This is a genomic window from Geobacter benzoatilyticus, from assembly GCF_017338855.1.
GTDB lineage: Bacteria > Desulfobacterota > Desulfuromonadia > Geobacterales > Geobacteraceae > Geobacter > Geobacter benzoatilyticus.
On the sequence record NZ_CP071382.1, the window covers coordinates 2,306,777 to 2,323,896 of the forward strand.

The following is a 17,120-nucleotide window of genomic DNA, read 5'->3' on the forward strand; positions in this document are numbered from 1 at the left end:
ACTTTCGACGGAGGTTTTTCCCACAATGCTCACCCGCTTTCCCGCCACCTTCTCTTCGCAAGCAGAACTGGAACGGCTCCAGCTTGCCGGCGTGCAGTGGACCGTTGCCCACGCCTGGAACAATTCTCCCTTTTACCGGGAGCGGTTCGAGCAGGCCGGCGTTTCGCCGGAAGATATCCGCACCCTTGCCGATCTGCAAAAACTTCCGTTCACTACCGCGGACGACCTGCGGGCCGGCTATCCCTTTCCGCTGCGGGCGATGCCCTTTGAGGATCTCGTTCGCATCCATTCTTCCTCCGGCACCACGGGCAAGCGGAAGGTCCTCTGCTACAGCCAGAAGGACCTGGACGACTGGGCGGCAATGTTCTGCCGCTGCTACGAGATGGCAGGGGTGACGCGGGAGGACCGCGTCCAGATATGTGTCGGCTATGGTCTCTGGACTGCCGGAATCGGTTTCCAAACCGGCTGCGAGCGTTTCGGCGCCCTTGCCGTGCCGGTTGGCCCCGGAAATCTGGAGATTCAGACCACCTTTATGATGGATCTCCAGTCGACGGTCATCTGCTGCACTGCCTCCATGGGACTGCTGCTTGCCGAAGAGGTCCAGCGGCGGGGGCTTAGGGACAAGCTCAAGGTCCGCAAGGTGATTCTCGGTGCCGAGCGTTCCAGTGAGGCGATCCTGTCCAAGATTCGCGAGGCGCTCGGCGCCGAGTCGGTCCATGACATCACCGGGCTTACTGAGGTCTACGGGCCGGGCACCGGCCTCTCCTGCGCCGCGCCGGGAAGCGGCGGCGCCATTCACTACTGGGCCGACTACTACCTTCTCGAAATTCTCAATCCCGAGACGCTCCAGCCGGTGGCGCCGGGGGAGGTGGGGGAGATGGTCTTCACGACCCTGCGAAAGGAGGGTGCGCCGCTCATCCGTTACCGCTCCCGTGACCTCACGCGCCTGATTCCCGGCGATTGCCCCTGCGGCTGCAGTTTCCCCCGCCACGACCGGATTCTCGGCCGCTCCGACGATGTGGTCATCTTCCGCGGCGTCAACATCTATCCGGGGCAGGTTGATGAGATTCTCGACACCGTGGAGGGGATCGGGAGCGAATTCCAGGTGGTACTCGACCGTGGCGCCGATGGCCGCGATTACATGACGATCCGCGTGGAGCGAGGGGAAGACGGCAACCCGGCCGACGATGCGCTTCTGGCCCGCCGGATTTCCTCTGCCGTGAAGCACAGCCTCATGGTTTCGTGCGAGGTGACGCTTCTTCCCTATGGTGAGCTTCCCCGTTCCGAGGGGAAAACCAAAAGGATGTTCGATAACAGGAACTATTGAAGCAGGGAAATGGCCGGAAGGTAAGAGGTATTGCCGGCCGGCCATCTCCCCGATAATATATTGAGCATTTCCCCCCGTTGTGGTACCGTTTCCCTTTGCATTTTCCCCAATTAAATATCCCCCAGGAGACCATGGATAATGTTTGGAAATATCATCAAGAAGATCGTCGGCAGCAAAAACGAGCGGGAACTGAAGCGTCTCTGGCCCATAGTGGAAAAAATTAACGGCCTTGAGCAGCAGATATCCGCCCTCACCGACGATCAGCTGAGAGGTAAAACCGTCGAGTTCAGGGAACGCTATGCCAAGGGGGAAACCCTTGACGCTCTCCTGCCCGAGGCCTTCGCCGTCTGCCGCGAGGCGGGCAAGAGGGTTCACGGCATGCGCCACTTCGACGTGCAGCTCATCGGCGGCATGGTTCTCCACAGCGGCAAAATCGCCGAGATGAAGACAGGCGAGGGAAAGACCCTCGTGGCGACGCTCCCGGCATACCTGAACGCCATCACCGGCAAAGGGGTGCACGTGGTTACGGTGAACGACTACCTGGCCAGGCGCGACTCCGACTGGATGGGGCGGATTTACAATTTCCTGGGGCTTTCGGTCGGCGTCATCGTCCATGGGCTCGATGACGGGGAGCGCCGCGCCGCTTACGCCTCAGACATCACCTACGGCACCAACAACGAGTTCGGCTTCGATTATCTGCGGGACAACATGAAGTTCTCCCTGGATGAGTATGTGCAGCGCCCCTTTAATTTTGCCATCGTCGACGAAGTGGACTCGATCCTCATCGACGAGGCAAGGACTCCGCTCATCATTTCCGGTCCCACCGAAGACTCCACCGACAAGTACTACATTGTCGACCGGGTCATCCCCCATCTCAAGAAGGGGGAGATGAAGGAGGAGGAGGCCAACACCCTTTCGGGCAAGAAGAAGGTCTACACCGGCGATTTCACCGTGGACGAAAAAGCCCGTTCCGCCACCCTCACCGAGGAGGGGGTGCTGAAGGTGGAGAAGCTCCTCAAGATCAACAACCTCTATGATCCACAGAACATGGAAATCCTGCACCACGTTAACCAGGCTCTCCGGGCCCACGCCCTCTTCCGGCGCGACGTGGATTACGTGGTGAAGGACGGCGAGGTAATCATCGTCGACGAGTTCACGGGCCGTCTCATGCCGGGACGCCGCTGGTCCGACGGGCTCCACCAGGCCATCGAGGCCAAGGAGGGGGTGGTTATCGAGAACGAGAACCAGACCCTGGCCACCATCACCTTCCAGAACTACTTCCGGATGTATGATAAGCTCTCGGGCATGACCGGTACCGCCGACACCGAGGCGGAGGAATTCCACAAGATCTACAAGCTGGACGTGACCGTCATCCCCACCAACCGGCCGCTGCTGCGCCCCGACTTCCCCGACGTCATCTACAAGACCGAGCGGGAGAAGTTCGCCGCCGTCATCGAAGAAATCAAGGATTGCCACCAGAAGGGGCAGCCGGTGCTGGTGGGCACCATATCCATCGAGAAGTCGGAAGTCCTTTCCGACCTCCTCAAGAAACAGGGGATTCCCCACAACGTCCTCAACGCCAAGCAGCACGAGCGGGAGGCCGAGATCGTTGCCCAGGCGGGGCGCAAGGGGATGCTGACCATTGCCACCAACATGGCGGGCCGCGGTACCGATATCGTGCTGGGGGGCAATCCCGATTCCCTGGCAAAACAGTGGCGCCGCGAGAACCCCGAGGCCGGAGAGGATGAGTACGCGGCGGCTCTGGCCAAGTTTAAAGAAGAGTGCGCCGTCGAGCACGATGAGGTGGTGAATCTGGGGGGGCTCCACATTCTCGGTACCGAACGCCACGAGTCGCGGCGCATCGACAACCAGCTCCGGGGGCGTTCCGGCCGCCAGGGGGATCCGGGCTCTTCCCGTTTCTACCTGTCGCTTGAGGACGACCTGCTGCGCATATTCGGTTCCGAGCGGGTCTCCAAGATCATGGACTTCCTCAAGATTGAGGAGGGCGAAGCCATCACCCACGGCATGATCACCAAGGCCATCGAAAATGCCCAGAAGAAGGTGGAAGCCCACAACTTCGAGATTCGCAAGCACCTCATCGACTACGATGATGTCATGAACAAGCAGCGCGAGGTTATCTATACCCAGCGCCGCGAGATCCTGGGCGGCGAGGACATCCGCGGCAATTTTACCCAGGTGCTTGATGATGCCATCGAGGATATCGCCGCGGCGTTCGCCATCGAGAAAGTTCATGCTTCCGAATGGGATTGGCAGGCCATCGGCGAGGCGATCTACAAAACCTTCGCTTTCCAGGCCGACTTCCCTGCCGAAACCATGGACCGCCTTTCCCCCGAGAGCTTCCGCATGCTCCTGCGGGAGAAGGTTTATGAGGCTTTCGAGGCGAAGGTCGCCTCGTTTGGTGACGAGCTCATGGACCACCTCATCAAGGTCATCATGCTCCAGGCCATTGACAGCCAGTGGAAGGATCACCTCCTCTCAATCGACCATCTGAAAGAGGGTATCGGCCTCAGGGGATACGGCCAGAAGGATCCGAAACAGGAGTACAAGAAGGAGGCTTACCGTCTCTTCATGGACATGATGGCCCGCATAGCCGCGGAGACCGTGGAGAAGATTTTCTGGGTCCAGATCGCCCGTGAGGAAGATGTGGAGCGGATGGAAGAGGAGCAGCAGAAGCAGGCGCCGAAGAAGATTTCCTTTAACCTGGGAGACGAGCCTGCCGCGCCTCCTCAGCCGGCCAAGAGCAAAAAATCCGCCTCCCGCAACGATCCGTGCCCCTGCGGCAGCGGGAAGAAGTACAAGAAATGCTGCGGAAAGTAGGTTCGCCATGAATATCAAAGGCTTTCAGTTCTCCGCCGTTGAGGCGGCCATAAAGAAGCCGGGCAGGTTGGACCTGGCGCTGATTGTTTCCGAGACGCCAGCGGCGGTGGCGGGGGTCTATACCACCAACGCAGTCAAGGCTGCCCCCGTACTCATCGATCAGGAGCGGACCAAAAGCGACACCTGCCGCGCCATTGTCGTCAACAGCGGCAATGCCAATGCCTGCACCGGCCCCGGGGGGATGGACGATGCCCGTGAGACAACGCGGCTCGTGGCCGATGGGATCGGGGTGGCGGAGGATGAGGTGCTCGTCTGCTCCACCGGTGTCATAGGCGTACCCCTCCCCATGGACCGGATGCGGAAGGGGATTCCTCCTCTCGTTCAGGGGCTCGGCAAGGGAACCCTCGACGGCGTGGCCCGTGCCATCATGACCACCGATACCTTCCAGAAACTTGAAGTCCGCACGGGAATGGCTGGCGGCCGGGAATACACCATTGCCGGCATCGCCAAGGGTGCCGGAATGATTATGCCCAACATGGCCACCATGCTTGCCTTCATCGTTACCGATGCGGCCGTGGACCCGGCATGGCTCAAGACAATATTCCCCGCCGGCGTTGACCGCTCCTTCAACGCCATCACCGTGGACGGCGACACCTCCACCAACGACACGGCACTCATCATGGCCAACGGCGCCGCGGGCAACCCGGTGCTTTCCGCCGGAAGCGACGGAGCAGCCGAATTCGTGCGGCTTCTGGACGAGGTGCTCCTCTCCCTGGCGAAGCTCATCGTCAAGGATGGCGAGGGGGCCACAAAGTTCGTGGGGATTACCGTCAAGGGGGCCCGCACCGATGCGGATGCCAAGCGGGCCGCCATGTCGGTGGCCAACTCGTGCCTCGTGAAAACCGCTTTCTTCGGACAGGATGCCAACTGGGGGCGGATCTTTGCAGCTGTCGGCTATTCGGGGGCAGAGGTGGACCCCGACCGGACCGAACTCTTTTTTGATGATGTGAAGATGGTCGAAAACGGCGTTTTTGCCGGTCGCGACGCCGAGGCTCGGGGGACTGAAGTCCTCAGGAAGAAAGAATTCAGCGTAACGGTTGATCTGCATCTGGCTGCGGGAGAGGCAACGGTTTATACGTCTGATCTTTCCTACGACTATGTCAAGATCAACGCCGATTACCGGACCTGATGCCGAGAGGCGGATGCGAAGGATTCAACCCCATGTGAGGTGATGCTGATGAGAAGGGTGTCAACATTTCTGACGGTAATCATCGTGTGCCTGTTCATGGTGACCGGCGCCATGGCGGCCGAAGCCGGCGCTCTGCGGATTACCGAAATGGCCGTGACGACCAAAATATCCCGCAACAACCCCATCGATTCGGTGCGCAGGATCAATCACCGCTCCGTTCCGGCCCTCTACTGCTTCACCCGCATCTTGAACCCTTCGGGTACGGAAACGACCATCCGGCACATCTGGTACAGGAATGGCCAGGTGGCGGCTGAACAGGAACTGAACGTGAAAGGGAAGAAGTGGCGCACCTGGAGCAAGCGGCCCATCGGCCGGGATTCCGTAGGCAAGTGGCGGGTCGAAACCCTCGATAGCGAGGGGAAGCTTTTGAAAGCGGTCGATTTCAGGATCAACTGAGCGTACACGAAGGGGGGGCAACTCCCCTTTGTCATGTGCGGAGAATGCCGTTGTGGCCTCTCGTTTGCAATGCTGGGCTGAGGGTTGCTCCTCGACGGCTAAGGGAAAATGGTGTCCGCCATGTTGTCACGTAAACTTTCCATAATTTTCCTGGTACTTTTTACCTCTCTGCCGGTATTCGCCGGCGACACCCCTCTTTTTCCGGCTTCGTGGCAGAGTGCCGTTTCTCGCATTACGGATAAGGCAATGGCCGACGGCCTCATCTCCGGAGGAGTTGTGGTTGTGGGCGACCGCCGGGGAATACTCTACGAGTCGGCATTCGGCAGGGTTTCCGGTGAACCCGATTCTCCGCCGGTCACGACCGGAACCATCTTCGATGCCGCCTCCCTCACCAAGGTGATCGCAACTGCGCCGACGGTTATGATGCTGGCGGAGCAGCAGCGTCTCTCCATTGCCGATCCCGTTGTCCGCTGGTTCCCCGAGTTTGCCGGAAGCGGGAAGGATGAACTGCTTGTGCTGCATCTGTTGACCCATACCTCGGGGCTCGACGATATTGCGCTATCGGCGGCGAATCCGCTTGGGAGTGCTATTGAGGGGGCTGCGCACCAGAAACTCAAGGGGGAGCCCGGCCACCGGTTCCGGTATGCCGACATCAACTTCATTCTTCTGGGGGAATTGGTTCGAAGGGTTACCGGCTCTACCCTGGATCGCCTTGCGGCTGAAACGTTCTATGGCCCGCTCGACATGGCAGAGACCGGTTTCAATCCGGGATCGGCCGCTGCCATTCGCTGTGCCGCAACCCTCGACGTGCATGGCGATCCCCTGTTCGGGGAAGTGCAGGACCCCTGCGCCCGTCTTCTGGACGGAGTGGCGGGCAATGCCGGAGTCTTCACCACGGCCGGCGACCTTGCCCGATTCTGCCGCATGATTTTGGGCGAGGGAGAACTTGACGGGCAGCGGGTGCTCAGTGCCCGAACCGTCCAGCAGATGACGGCTCCGTACTTCTCCCGTGGCGGCAAGGTCCGTCGCGGGCTCGGATGGGATATCTCATCGCCTTTTTCCGCGCCGAAAGGGACAGGTTTTTCCGAAGCATCTTTCGGGCATACCGGTTATTCAGGGGGGTCCATCTGGATTGACCCGGAAGACGGTTCCTTCGTGATTTTCCTTTCGGCGCGGCTCGACTACCGCCACACCCGCTCCTTTTCGAGACTCAGGAGCGACATCTCTACGGCGGCTTTTTCCATGCTCCATACGAACCTTCGTGAAGTTGCGGGTACAGCCGTCTCCGCCCCGGTGCGAATCCGGTAAACATCTTGACACCCGCCGGGGGCTTGTGCTAGTTTTTCCGCGGTTGTTCGCGGTTTTTCAGGATAGTTACGCTCCTATCAGAGGAGGTTTTTTCATGGGCAACAGGGTTCTCCTTGCCGACGACAGTATAACCATCCAAAAGGTAGTGGGGATCATCTTCGCCAACGAGGATTATGATCTGACTGTCGTTGACAATGGCGGCTCAGCCGTTGACGAGGCCCGCGCAAACAAGCCCGATGTGATGCTGGTGGATGCCATCATGCCCGGCAAATCCGGCTACGAAGTATGCGAAGAGATTCGCAACGATCCTCTCCTTGGTGCAGTTCCCATTCTCCTCATGACCGGCGCTTTTGAGCCTTTCGACGAAGAAAAGGCTCGCCGGTGCGGTGCCGATGACTTCATCTCCAAGCCATTCGAGTCGCAGCAGCTTGTCGAAAAGGTGAAGAGCCTGCTGGAGCTCGGCAAAAGCCGGACGGTCCCCGTACAGGCTGCGCCTCCGGTGCAGGAGCCGGCAGCCGCAGTCGTTCCTCCTGTTGTTACTCCCGTTGTTGACGTCGAGCCCGTGCCGTCCTTTGAGATCGAGTTTGAAGAGCCTGCGACGGTAGCAGCCCCCGCGCCGTCCCCCGTAACGCCCGAGCCTCCGGCTGTCAGCGCCGCTCCGCAGGAACCGGAACCCTTCGCTTTCGAGGTTGAGGAGGCATCTCCCTCCGATGATCTCTGGGGTGCGTTTGAGCTTGAGGACGAGATTACCGGTGAAGATGCCGGTGGGGGCGGGCAGTCCGCTGCCGTGGAAGCTGCTGCCGCACCGTCTGCGTCTCCGATTTCCTTCGAACTGGAGCAATCAGATGATTTCGCTCCGGAGCCGGCCGCCACAACTATGGAGTTCGGCGTTACCCCGGCAAGCGACGAATTTGTATTCACCGAAGAAGAGGAAGAGCCGGTCCTTTCGGCTTCCAGCGCGCCGGAGCCTTTCGGAGCCCCGCCCCTTGAGGAATCCTTCGTCTTCGGCGATGAAGTTGCCGCTGCCGCGGCAGAGCCCTACGGCACCATCTCCGAAACAGCTCCTTCGGAAGAGTTAGTTTCTGCTGCCGGCGAGTTTACGATTCCTCCCGTCGAAGCATTTTCCCCTGTTCCCGATGAATATTCACCGAATGCCGGGATGGAGCCGTTGCCGGAGCCGCCGGCCGTTGCGGCAAGCCCTGCCGGAGCCGATGCAGGCGGGGCCATAACCATGACCGAGGAACAGCTTGCGGCAGCCATCTCCCGCATCTCCCGGGAGGTCATAGAACGAATTGCCTGGGAAGTTGTGCCCGACCTGGCCGAAACCCTCATCAAGGAAGAAATCCGCCGGATCAAGGAAGGCGGTTAGAAGCCGGGGACCGGGGACCATGGACCGGCAAGATGTATTGATACTAAAATGGGGATGCCACATCCCCATTTTTCATTTTTCAGATAACAGAGGTCAATCCAATGGCAGACAAGGAACTTGCAAAGGTCTACGAGCCCAAGGCCGTTGAAGAGGCGTGGTACGCTACGTGGACGGATAAGGGATATTTCCGCGCCGATGCGGTGAGCGATAAGCCCTCCTACAGCATTGTCATCCCCCCGCCCAACGTCACGGGGGCCCTCCATATGGGCCATGCCCTCAACAATACCCTTCAGGACATCCTCTGTCGCTGGAAGCGGATGTGCGGCTACAATGTCCTCTGGATGCCCGGCACCGACCACGCCGGAATCGCCACCCAGAACGTGGTGGAGCGGCAGTTGGCCGCCGAGGGGAAGGATCGCCACGAGCTGGGGCGCGAGGCGTTCATCGAGCGGGTCTGGAAGTGGAAGGCCGAGTCCGGCGGGCAGATTATCGGGCAGCTGAAGCGCCTTGGCGCATCCTGCGACTGGGAGCGGGAGCGGTTCACCATGGACGAGGGCCTTTCCCGGGCGGTGCGCGAAGTCTTTGTCCGTCTCTACGAGGAAGGGCTCATCTATCGCGATAATCGCCTCATCAACTGGTGTCCCCGGTGCCATACGGCGCTCTCGGACATTGAGGTCGAACACGAGGAAAAGGCCGGAAATTTCTGGCATCTCCGCTATCCCGTCGCCGGTGAGCCGGGCCGTTTCGTGGTGGTTGCCACCACCCGCCCCGAAACCATGCTGGGCGATACCGCCGTGGCGGTTCATCCCGAGGATGAGCGCTATGCCGACCTCGTCGGGAAGACCGTCGTTCTGCCGCTGATGAACCGGCAGATTCCGGTGGTGGCCGACGAGTACGTTGACCGGGAGTTCGGCACCGGCGTAGTGAAAATCACCCCTGCCCATGACTTCAACGATTTCGAGGTGGGGCGGCGCCACAATCTGGATGTGATCAATGTCCTCGACGAGTCAGGGGTCATAAACGCCGCCGGCCACCAGTACGAGGGGATGGACCGTTTTGCCGCCCGGAAAAAAATCGTCGAAGACCTGGAGGCCCTTGGGCTACTGGAGAAGATCGAAGACCACGCCATGTCCGTGGGGGGGTGTTACCGCTGCAAGACCGTGGTGGAGCCCTACCTGTCGCTCCAGTGGTACGTCAAGGTGGGGCCCCTGGCGGAAGAGGCCCTGGCCGCGGTGAAGAACGGGCGTACCCGCATCGTTCCCCAGCAGTGGGAAAATACCTACTACGACTGGATGGAAAACATCCGCGACTGGTGCATCTCCCGCCAGATCTGGTGGGGGCACAGAATTCCGGCCTGGTACTGTGACCACTGCGGCGAAGTCACCGTGGCAAAGGTCGATCCCACCACGTGCTCCAAGTGCGGCAGCGATGAAATCCGCCAGGAGACCGACGTGCTCGACACCTGGTTCTCCTCGGCCCTCTGGCCGTTTTCCACCATGGGGTGGCCCGACCAGACCCCGGAGCTGAAATCCTTCTACCCCACCTCATGTCTCGTGACCGGTTTTGACATCCTCTTCTTCTGGGTGGCCCGGATGATGATGATGGGACTCCACTTCATGGGGGAGGTGCCGTTCCGCGACGTTTACATCCATGCCCTGGTCCGCGATGCCCAGGGGCAGAAGATGAGCAAGTCCAAGGGGAACGTCATCGATCCTCTGCTGGTCATCGACAAGTACGGCACCGACGCCTTCCGCTTCACGCTGGCGGCATTTGCGGCCCAGGGGCGCGATATCAAGCTGGCCGAGGAGAGGATCGCCGGTTATCGCAATTTCGCCAACAAGATCTGGAATGCTTCCCGCTTTGCCCTCATGAACCTGGAAGGGTTCGATCCCGCCGCCGTCGATCCGGCAGGGCTCGAGCTTTCCAACGCCGACCGCTGGATTCTCTATCGTCTCAACGCTGCCGCCGCCGAGACGCGGGATGCCCTTGAGGCCTACCGTTACAACGATGCCGCCACCACCCTCTACCGCTTCACCTGGAGCGAGTTCTGCGACTGGTACATCGAACTGGTGAAGGACGACCTCTACCGCGGCGACGAGACGCGGCAACGGACGGCCCGCTATGTCCTCTGGCTCGTGCTGGAGCATCTCCTGCGGCTTCTTCACCCCTTCATGCCATTCATTACCGAAGAGATCTGGCAGGCGCTGCCGAAGCCGGCAACGGTCGAATCGATCATGCTTGCCTCCTATCCGCAGCCGTGTGCCGAGTGGGAAGGGTATCGCGGCGGTGCCGAGGAGATGGAGCTGGTCATGGAGGTTATCCGCGGCATCCGCAATATTCGCGGCGAGATGGACGTAGCGCCTTCGCGGGAAATCTCCGTAATCCTCAACTGTGCGTCGGATGCGAGCCTCCATCTTCTTAAAAAGAACGAAGTCTACATTATGAGCCTGGCCCGTGTGTCGGACCTTGCCATAGGCACTGGGCTGGAGCGGCCGGCCGATGCGGCCGTACAGGTTGCGGGCGACGTGGAAGTCGCCGTGCCGCTTCGGGGGCTCGTGGATGTGGAGGAAGAGGAAAAGCGGCTCCTAAAGGAAATCGGTAAACTGGACAAGGATATCGAGTTCCTGTCAAAAAAACTTACTAATCCTTCCTTCGTGGAGCGCGCTCCCGCCGACGTAGTTGACAAGGAACGGGAGAAGTTGGCCGAGTTCAGTCAGAAAAAGGATGTGTTGCTGGCGAGCCTCGACAAAATACGAAAGTTGAAATAATCGGTAAAACAGCGCCGTTGAGTCATCTCGGCGGCGTTTTTTATATTTGCCAGAATTAATGGAAAGGGTTTTGCATTTGTGTACCCATATCTTCTGAAAGTCAAAACTATGACTTGCAGAGGATGATTTCCGGAAGAGAAAGTACTGCGCCCATAAAAAATGGCAAATCTGATGCGCTACAATGACGGCCTGGTGAAGCTCGACCTCTGGATCAGAAGACTCTTGACCATGGGAGCTTCCGATGTCCTGAATACCGCCCTCTGTGACGGTGCCTGCGATGTCGTGTCTGCGGAAACCTCCGTTTACACCGTCATTGACCATCCGGCTGGGGTTCTGACCTTCACGGCAGCTTCCGGAGCCTGGAACCCCATGATGGAGGGCGTTACGGTTCCCTTGCGCAACGGCAGCATCTGTGCGGCCCTTGCGGCCTGCCGGACTCCGCTGCGGGTTGACAGCCTCTCTTCCTTCTGCCGTGAAAGCTGTGAGCTCTTCCAGGTGGTTGAAATGAATACGGCCCTGCTGGTGCCGATTTTTGAAGAAGGAAGGGTGGCGGCAAGCCTCACGGTTTTCCGCATGGATGAACCCTTCGACCAGGTTGACGAACAGCTCCTCCAGCAGTACGCCCATACGGCTTCGGCGGTCATGCGCAACTTCCGCCTCATGGTTGATCTCGGCCACCATGCCGCCATGCTTGAGAAGCAGGTGGAAGAGTGCTCACGGGCGGAGGAGCGGATCCGCCAGATGGCCTATTACGATGCCTTGACCGGGCTCCCCAACCGCCGACTCTTCAACGACCGACTGACCCAGTCCCTGGCCCTTGCCCAGCGCCAGAAGCGCCATGTGGCGGTTATGTTTCTTGACTTGGACCGCTTCAAGCTCATTAACGATACCCTCGGCCATGTGGTGGGGGACCGGCTGCTCATGGCGGTTGCCAAACGGATCAAGAACTGCTGCCGCCGCGAGGGTGACACGGTGGCTCGCCAGGGGGGCGATGAGTTCATCATAAAACTCTCGTCGATTACCGAGGTGAAGGATGCTCTCAAGGTTGCCCACAAAATTATCGATGTTTTCAGGAATCCTTTCATCATCGACGGGCACGAGCTGTTCATAACCCCAAGCATCGGGATCAGCATTTACCCCAATGATGGCCGCACGTGTGATGCCCTGGTGAAGAATGCCGATGTGGCCATGTACCGGGCCAAGGAACAGGGGCGCAACAGCTTCCAGCTCTTTGCTCCGGAGATGAATGCCCGCGCTTTCGAGCGCCTCTCCATGGAAAACGACATGAGGAGGGCGCTGGATCGCAATGAATTCATCCTCCATTATCAGCCCAAGGTAAATGTGGAGCATGGCCGGATTGCCAGCATGGAGGCCCTTGTCCGCTGGCAGCATCCGTCCATGGGGCTCGTGCCTCCCTCCCGGTTCATCCCGTTGGCCGAGGAGACGGGTCTCATCGTTCCCCTGGGGGAATGGGTTCTGAGGACCGCCTGCCGCCAGAACCGCGCGTGGCAGGATGCCGGGTACCCCAGCATGCAGGTGGCGGTCAACCTTTCGCTTCGCCAGCTTCAGCAGAACGACCTGGTTGAGATGGTGGAGCGGGCGCTGGCCGATGCCGGTCTTGCCCCCGGTTGGCTCATTATCGAGGTCACCGAGAGTGTCATGATGGATGACGCGGAGGAGACGATCAGGACTTTCCGGCGGTTGGAGCAGATGGGGGTCCGGATCGCCATTGATGATTTCGGCACGGGCTATTCATCGCTCCATTACCTGAAGAAGTTTCCGGTCCACTCCCTGAAGATAGACCGCTCTTTTGTGCGGGAGATTGCCTTCAATCCGGACGATGAGGCCATTGCCGGCGCCGTCATCAGCATGGCCGAGGGGCTCAATTTGAAGGTGGTGGCCGAGGGTGTCGAAACCGTTGAGCAGATGGAGGTGCTCAGGGCCTTGAACTGCCGCTATATGCAGGGATTCCTGTTCAGCGAGCCTGCTCCTGCCGAAACGTTCATCCCGCTGCTGGGCAAAGAGGCGCACTCGTACCTTAACTTCACTAAATGGTGCTGATAACAACCTGAATTGTCAGCAGGATTATTCATGTCACCCCTTATGCTTTTTGCCATATTTTCTTTTCTCCTGGGCGCTGCGGTCGGCTCGTTCCTCAACGTCTGCATCTACCGGCTGCCGGCGGGAGAATCGGTGGTTTCCCCTCCCTCCCGTTGCCCCGCCTGCGGTGCCGGAATTCGCCCGTGGCACAATATTCCGATCCTGAGCTGGCTCATCCTGCGGGGGAAATGCCGCGATTGCGGCGCTCCCATCTCGCCCCGCTATCTTTTCGTTGAACTTCTGAATGGCCTTCTGACCCTGGCCCTGTTCCTTAAGTTCGGGCCGTCCCCCACCTTCCTGGTTCTCTTCGTCTTCTGTTCTGCGCTGGTGGCCATCACCTTCATCGACCTTGACCACCAGATCATCCCGGATGTCATCAGCCTGCCGGGGATCGTGATCGGGTTTGCCTGCTCTTTCGTGCTACCGTGGCTCGGCTGGAAGAGTTCCCTCATAGGGATCGTGGCGGGGGGAGGGAGCCTCCTGGCGGTGGCCTGGCTCTATGAGCTCTTCACAAAGAAGGAAGGGATGGGGGGGGGCGATATCAAGCTCCTGGCCATGATGGGGGCGTTCCTCGGCTGGCGGGCTGTGCCGTTCATAATTTTCACCTCATCCCTCATCGGGTCGGTGATCGGCGTCGCCCTGATCCTTGTTCAGAAGAAAGACAGCAAGCTGGCGATCCCCTTCGGCCCGTTCCTGGCGGCGGGTGCCGTGCTCTATATCTTCTTCGGACGGGCCATCATTACCTGGTACCTGACCCTCGGCGCCCGTTAGTGAGGCCACCATGAAGCAGTTTCGCTTCAGCCTCAGCTTCCTCATCCTCTCGTCGCTCTCCTTCATCCTGGTTCTCACCTGGATTCTCCTCAGCCTCATCTCCTTCAAAACTGCCGAGAATGACCTCCTCCAGCAGAAGAACGACAAGGCGCGGCTCCTTCTCGCTTCTTTCACGGCGCTGGCTCCGGCAGATCTCACCGCCCTGGAGTCTTCTCCCGCAGGCACACTGGCACGGCGGCTTGCTGCTGAAAGTGAGTTCGTCGGGCTTACGGTAGTCGGACGTGAAGGGGCGCGGCTCTATGTTCTTGGAAAAGAAGAGCCCGAAGGCGGCATGCTTGCCAAAACTCTCGCTGCCGGAGTCGAATCTTTTCGCTTTCCCGAGGGGAGGGGAACCCTTTGCCGCTATGCTCCCATTGTTCATGGCGGGAAAATTGCCGGGGCTGCAAGCCTCGAACTTTCGCTACGGGGGGAGAAGAGGCTCCTTGCCCAGTCGCGGCATCTTTTCCTGGCTTACTGTGTCCTCGATTTCCTCCTTCTGCTGGCGGCCGGGTCACTGCTTCTCTCCCGTTTCATCGTAGTGCCGGTGCGTAAACTCCTTCTCGCCACCGAGAAGATCTGCCGGGGCGACTTTGGTCACCGGGCTACGGTGCCGGGGGGGCGAGAGATCGCGGAGCTGGCCGAATCGTTCAATCTCATGGTTGATGCCCTGCGCGCCAAGCAGGAAGAGGCAGAGCGTCACGTGGAATCGCTGGAGCGATCGAACCGTGAACTCCAGAAGGCGCGGGAAGAGACCCTCCGTTCCGAAAAGCTGGCCTCGGTTGGGCTTCTGGCGGCGGGGACGGCCCATGAAATCGGCACGCCGCTGACGGCAATCATGGGGTATGCTGGACTTCTGCGCGACGAGCTGGCCGATGATGCCGAGAAGTCGGATTACCTGCGCCGCATCCAGGGCGATGCGGAGCGGATTGACAGAATTGTGCGCGATCTCCTCGATTTTGCCCGGCCGTCCCCTGGGAACCTGGAACCCTTCGATGCCGCCGCTCTCGTCGTGGCTACGGTAGAGATGCTTGAGCGGCAGGGTGCCTTGAAAGGCGTAGCCTGCGCCGTTCGGGTCGATGATGGGCTTCCTTTCATAGAGGCGGACAGGAACCAGCTCCAGCAGGTGATTATAAACCTCCTCCTCAATGCGCGCGATGCCATGCCCGGCGGCGGCACGCTCGAGGTGAACGCCCGCTCCGGCAGATTTTCTCCCCCGGTTGCGCCTGAAGATTCCCCCTGCCGTGTCTTTGGCCGCCGCAAAGATGATTTCAACGGGGCGTTCCATACTCCCTTTGCCATGGAAGAGGATTCGGTCCCCTGTGTCCTCATAGAGGTTGCAGACACCGGTTGCGGCATACCGCCGGAGAGTCTCGGCCGGATATTCGATCCATTTTTCACTTCAAAAGAGCCCGGCAAGGGGACCGGCCTCGGTCTTGCCATATCGGCCCGTATTGTTGATTCATTCGGCGGGAGGATTACGGTCTCCAGCTCGGTCGGGCAGGGGACGACGTTTGTGGTCTGGCTGCCGCTGGAAGCCTCCAGCCATCAAGGGTAATGGGATGAAAACGCGCGTGTTGGTTATCGATGATGAGGAAAATCTGCGGCACATGCTGCGGACGATGTTGCGTAAAAACGGTTACGAAGTCGATGAGGCTCCGGACGGTGAGGCCGGGTTTGTCCTTGCTGCGGAGGGAGATTACGACTTTGTTTTCTGCGATATCCGCATGCCGGTTCTGGACGGCATCGGATTTCTCCGCAAGGCAAGGGAGGCGGATTTTTCCGCCACCATCATCATGATGTCGGCCTACGGTACTATCGATACGGCCATAGAGTGCATGAAAAATGGCGCCTACGACTATGTTTCCAAACCCTTCAAGAACGACGAAATACTGCTCGTGCTCAAAAAAGCCGAGGAGCGGGAGCGGCTCAAAAGAGAGAATCTCCGCCTGCGGCAATCGATGGAGCGAGAGTACTCCTTTGGCGCCATTGTGAGCCGCAATGCCCGGATGCGGGAGATATTCGACCTTGTCCGCAAGGTCTGCGACGTGAAAGTCTCCGTACTAATACTCGGTGAATCTGGAACCGGCAAGGAACTGGTGGCACGGGCCATCCACCACAACGGCAGCCGGCGAGGGGGGCCCTTCGTTGCGGTCAACTGCGGCGCCATTCCGGAAAATCTACTGGAATCCGAGCTCTTCGGCCACGTGCGTGGCGCTTTCACGGATGCCGCCTCGGACCGGGCCGGGCTCTTCGAGGAGGCCCACGGAGGAACCCTCTTCCTTGACGAGATCGGTGAGATGCCCGCCCCGCTCCAGGTCAAGCTCCTGCGGGTTCTCCAGGAGGGGGAGGTGCGGCGGCTCGGCGCCACAAGGACCACGAAGGTTGATGTGCGGGTCGTATCCGCCACCTCGCGGGATCTGGAACGGGATGTGGCCGAGGGACGTTTTCGCGAGGACCTTTTTTTCCGCCTCAACGTATTCAGCATTACCCTGCCGCCGTTGCGGGAGCGGCTGGAGGATATCCCGCTCCTTGTGGACCATTTTTCCCGGAAGCACTCCGAAGCCATCGGCAAATCGGGGTGCCGGGTTTCTCCAGAAGCGATGCGCCTTCTGGCGGGGTATGGCTGGCCCGGCAACGTTCGGGAATTGGAGAACTGCATTGAGAGGGCACTTATCCTGTGCGATGGCGAGGTTCTCGGGCCGGAATCCCTTCCGGAGTCGATGCGGGGCGGTGGGATTGCCGGGGGCGAGGAAGAACAATCCCTCTCCATCAAAAAGGCGGAAGAGCGGCTCGAACGGGAGCTCATCCGCCGCGCGCTGGATAAAACCGGCGGCAACCGGACCCATGCGGCCCGCCTCCTGGAGCTCAGCCACAGGGCACTGCTTTACAAGCTGAAGGAGTATGAAATGGAATAAGGTTTGATGATTTTAATAAAATAATTGCAATCTTTCGGGG

At 59.7% G+C, this 17,120-nt stretch carries 11 protein-coding genes; all 11 read left to right on the plus strand.

The genetic code is table 11. The features are described 5' to 3' along the window. The first annotated feature begins 25 nt into the window (after positions 1 to 25). The 11 genes from JZM60_RS10765 (at position 26) to JZM60_RS10815 (ending at position 17,080) form a co-directional block, all read left to right on the plus strand. On the plus strand, positions 26 to 1,327 hold the full coding sequence (locus tag JZM60_RS10765; protein ID WP_207162463.1) for a phenylacetate--CoA ligase: 1,302 nt from the start codon (positions 26 to 28) through the stop codon (positions 1,325 to 1,327). A 138-nt stretch (positions 1,328 to 1,465) separates the two neighbouring features. Next, entirely contained in the window at positions 1,466 to 4,165 is a 2,700-nt protein-coding gene (secA, locus tag JZM60_RS10770; protein ID WP_207162464.1) for a preprotein translocase subunit SecA, read from the plus strand. 7 nt (positions 4,166 to 4,172) lie between these two features. Beyond that, a complete protein-coding gene (argJ, locus tag JZM60_RS10775; protein ID WP_207162465.1) occupies positions 4,173 to 5,354 on the plus strand; it encodes a bifunctional glutamate N-acetyltransferase/amino-acid acetyltransferase ArgJ in 1,182 nt (393 codons plus the stop codon). Between the two features lie 48 nt (positions 5,355 to 5,402). Then, entirely contained in the window at positions 5,403 to 5,810 is a 408-nt protein-coding gene (locus tag JZM60_RS10780; RefSeq protein ID WP_207162466.1) for a DUF2914 domain-containing protein, read from the plus strand. Between the two features lie 120 nt (positions 5,811 to 5,930). Continuing rightward, positions 5,931 to 7,118 (plus strand): serine hydrolase domain-containing protein, encoded by a 1,188-nt coding sequence (locus JZM60_RS10785; protein WP_207162467.1) that lies wholly within the window; start codon positions 5,931 to 5,933, stop codon positions 7,116 to 7,118. A gap of 94 nt (positions 7,119 to 7,212) precedes the next feature. After that, positions 7,213 to 8,487 carry a response regulator gene (locus tag JZM60_RS10790; protein WP_207162468.1) on the plus strand — a complete coding sequence of 425 codons (1,275 nt, stop codon included), beginning with the start codon at positions 7,213 to 7,215 and terminating at the stop codon, positions 8,485 to 8,487. Positions 8,488 to 8,588: 101 nt separating this feature from the next. Beyond that, positions 8,589 to 11,255 (plus strand): valine--tRNA ligase, encoded by a 2,667-nt coding sequence (locus JZM60_RS10795; protein ID WP_207162469.1) that lies wholly within the window; start codon positions 8,589 to 8,591, stop codon positions 11,253 to 11,255. 159 nt (positions 11,256 to 11,414) lie between these two features. Further along, the gene (locus tag JZM60_RS10800) at positions 11,415 to 13,316 is read left to right on the plus strand and encodes a bifunctional diguanylate cyclase/phosphodiesterase (RefSeq protein ID WP_207162470.1); all 1,902 of its coding nucleotides are present in this window, start codon (positions 11,415 to 11,417) and stop codon (positions 13,314 to 13,316) included. Between the two features lie 30 nt (positions 13,317 to 13,346). Next, positions 13,347 to 14,126, plus strand: coding sequence for a prepilin peptidase (locus tag JZM60_RS10805; protein ID WP_207162471.1), 780 nt, complete (start codon positions 13,347 to 13,349; stop codon positions 14,124 to 14,126). 10 nt (positions 14,127 to 14,136) lie between these two features. Then, the gene (locus tag JZM60_RS10810) at positions 14,137 to 15,720 is read left to right on the plus strand and encodes a sensor histidine kinase (RefSeq protein ID WP_207162472.1); all 1,584 of its coding nucleotides are present in this window, start codon (positions 14,137 to 14,139) and stop codon (positions 15,718 to 15,720) included. Positions 15,721 to 15,724: 4 nt separating this feature from the next. After that, positions 15,725 to 17,080 carry a sigma-54-dependent transcriptional regulator gene (locus tag JZM60_RS10815; RefSeq protein WP_207162473.1) on the plus strand — a complete coding sequence of 452 codons (1,356 nt, stop codon included), beginning with the start codon at positions 15,725 to 15,727 and terminating at the stop codon, positions 17,078 to 17,080. Positions 17,081 to 17,120 lie beyond the last annotated feature (40 nt).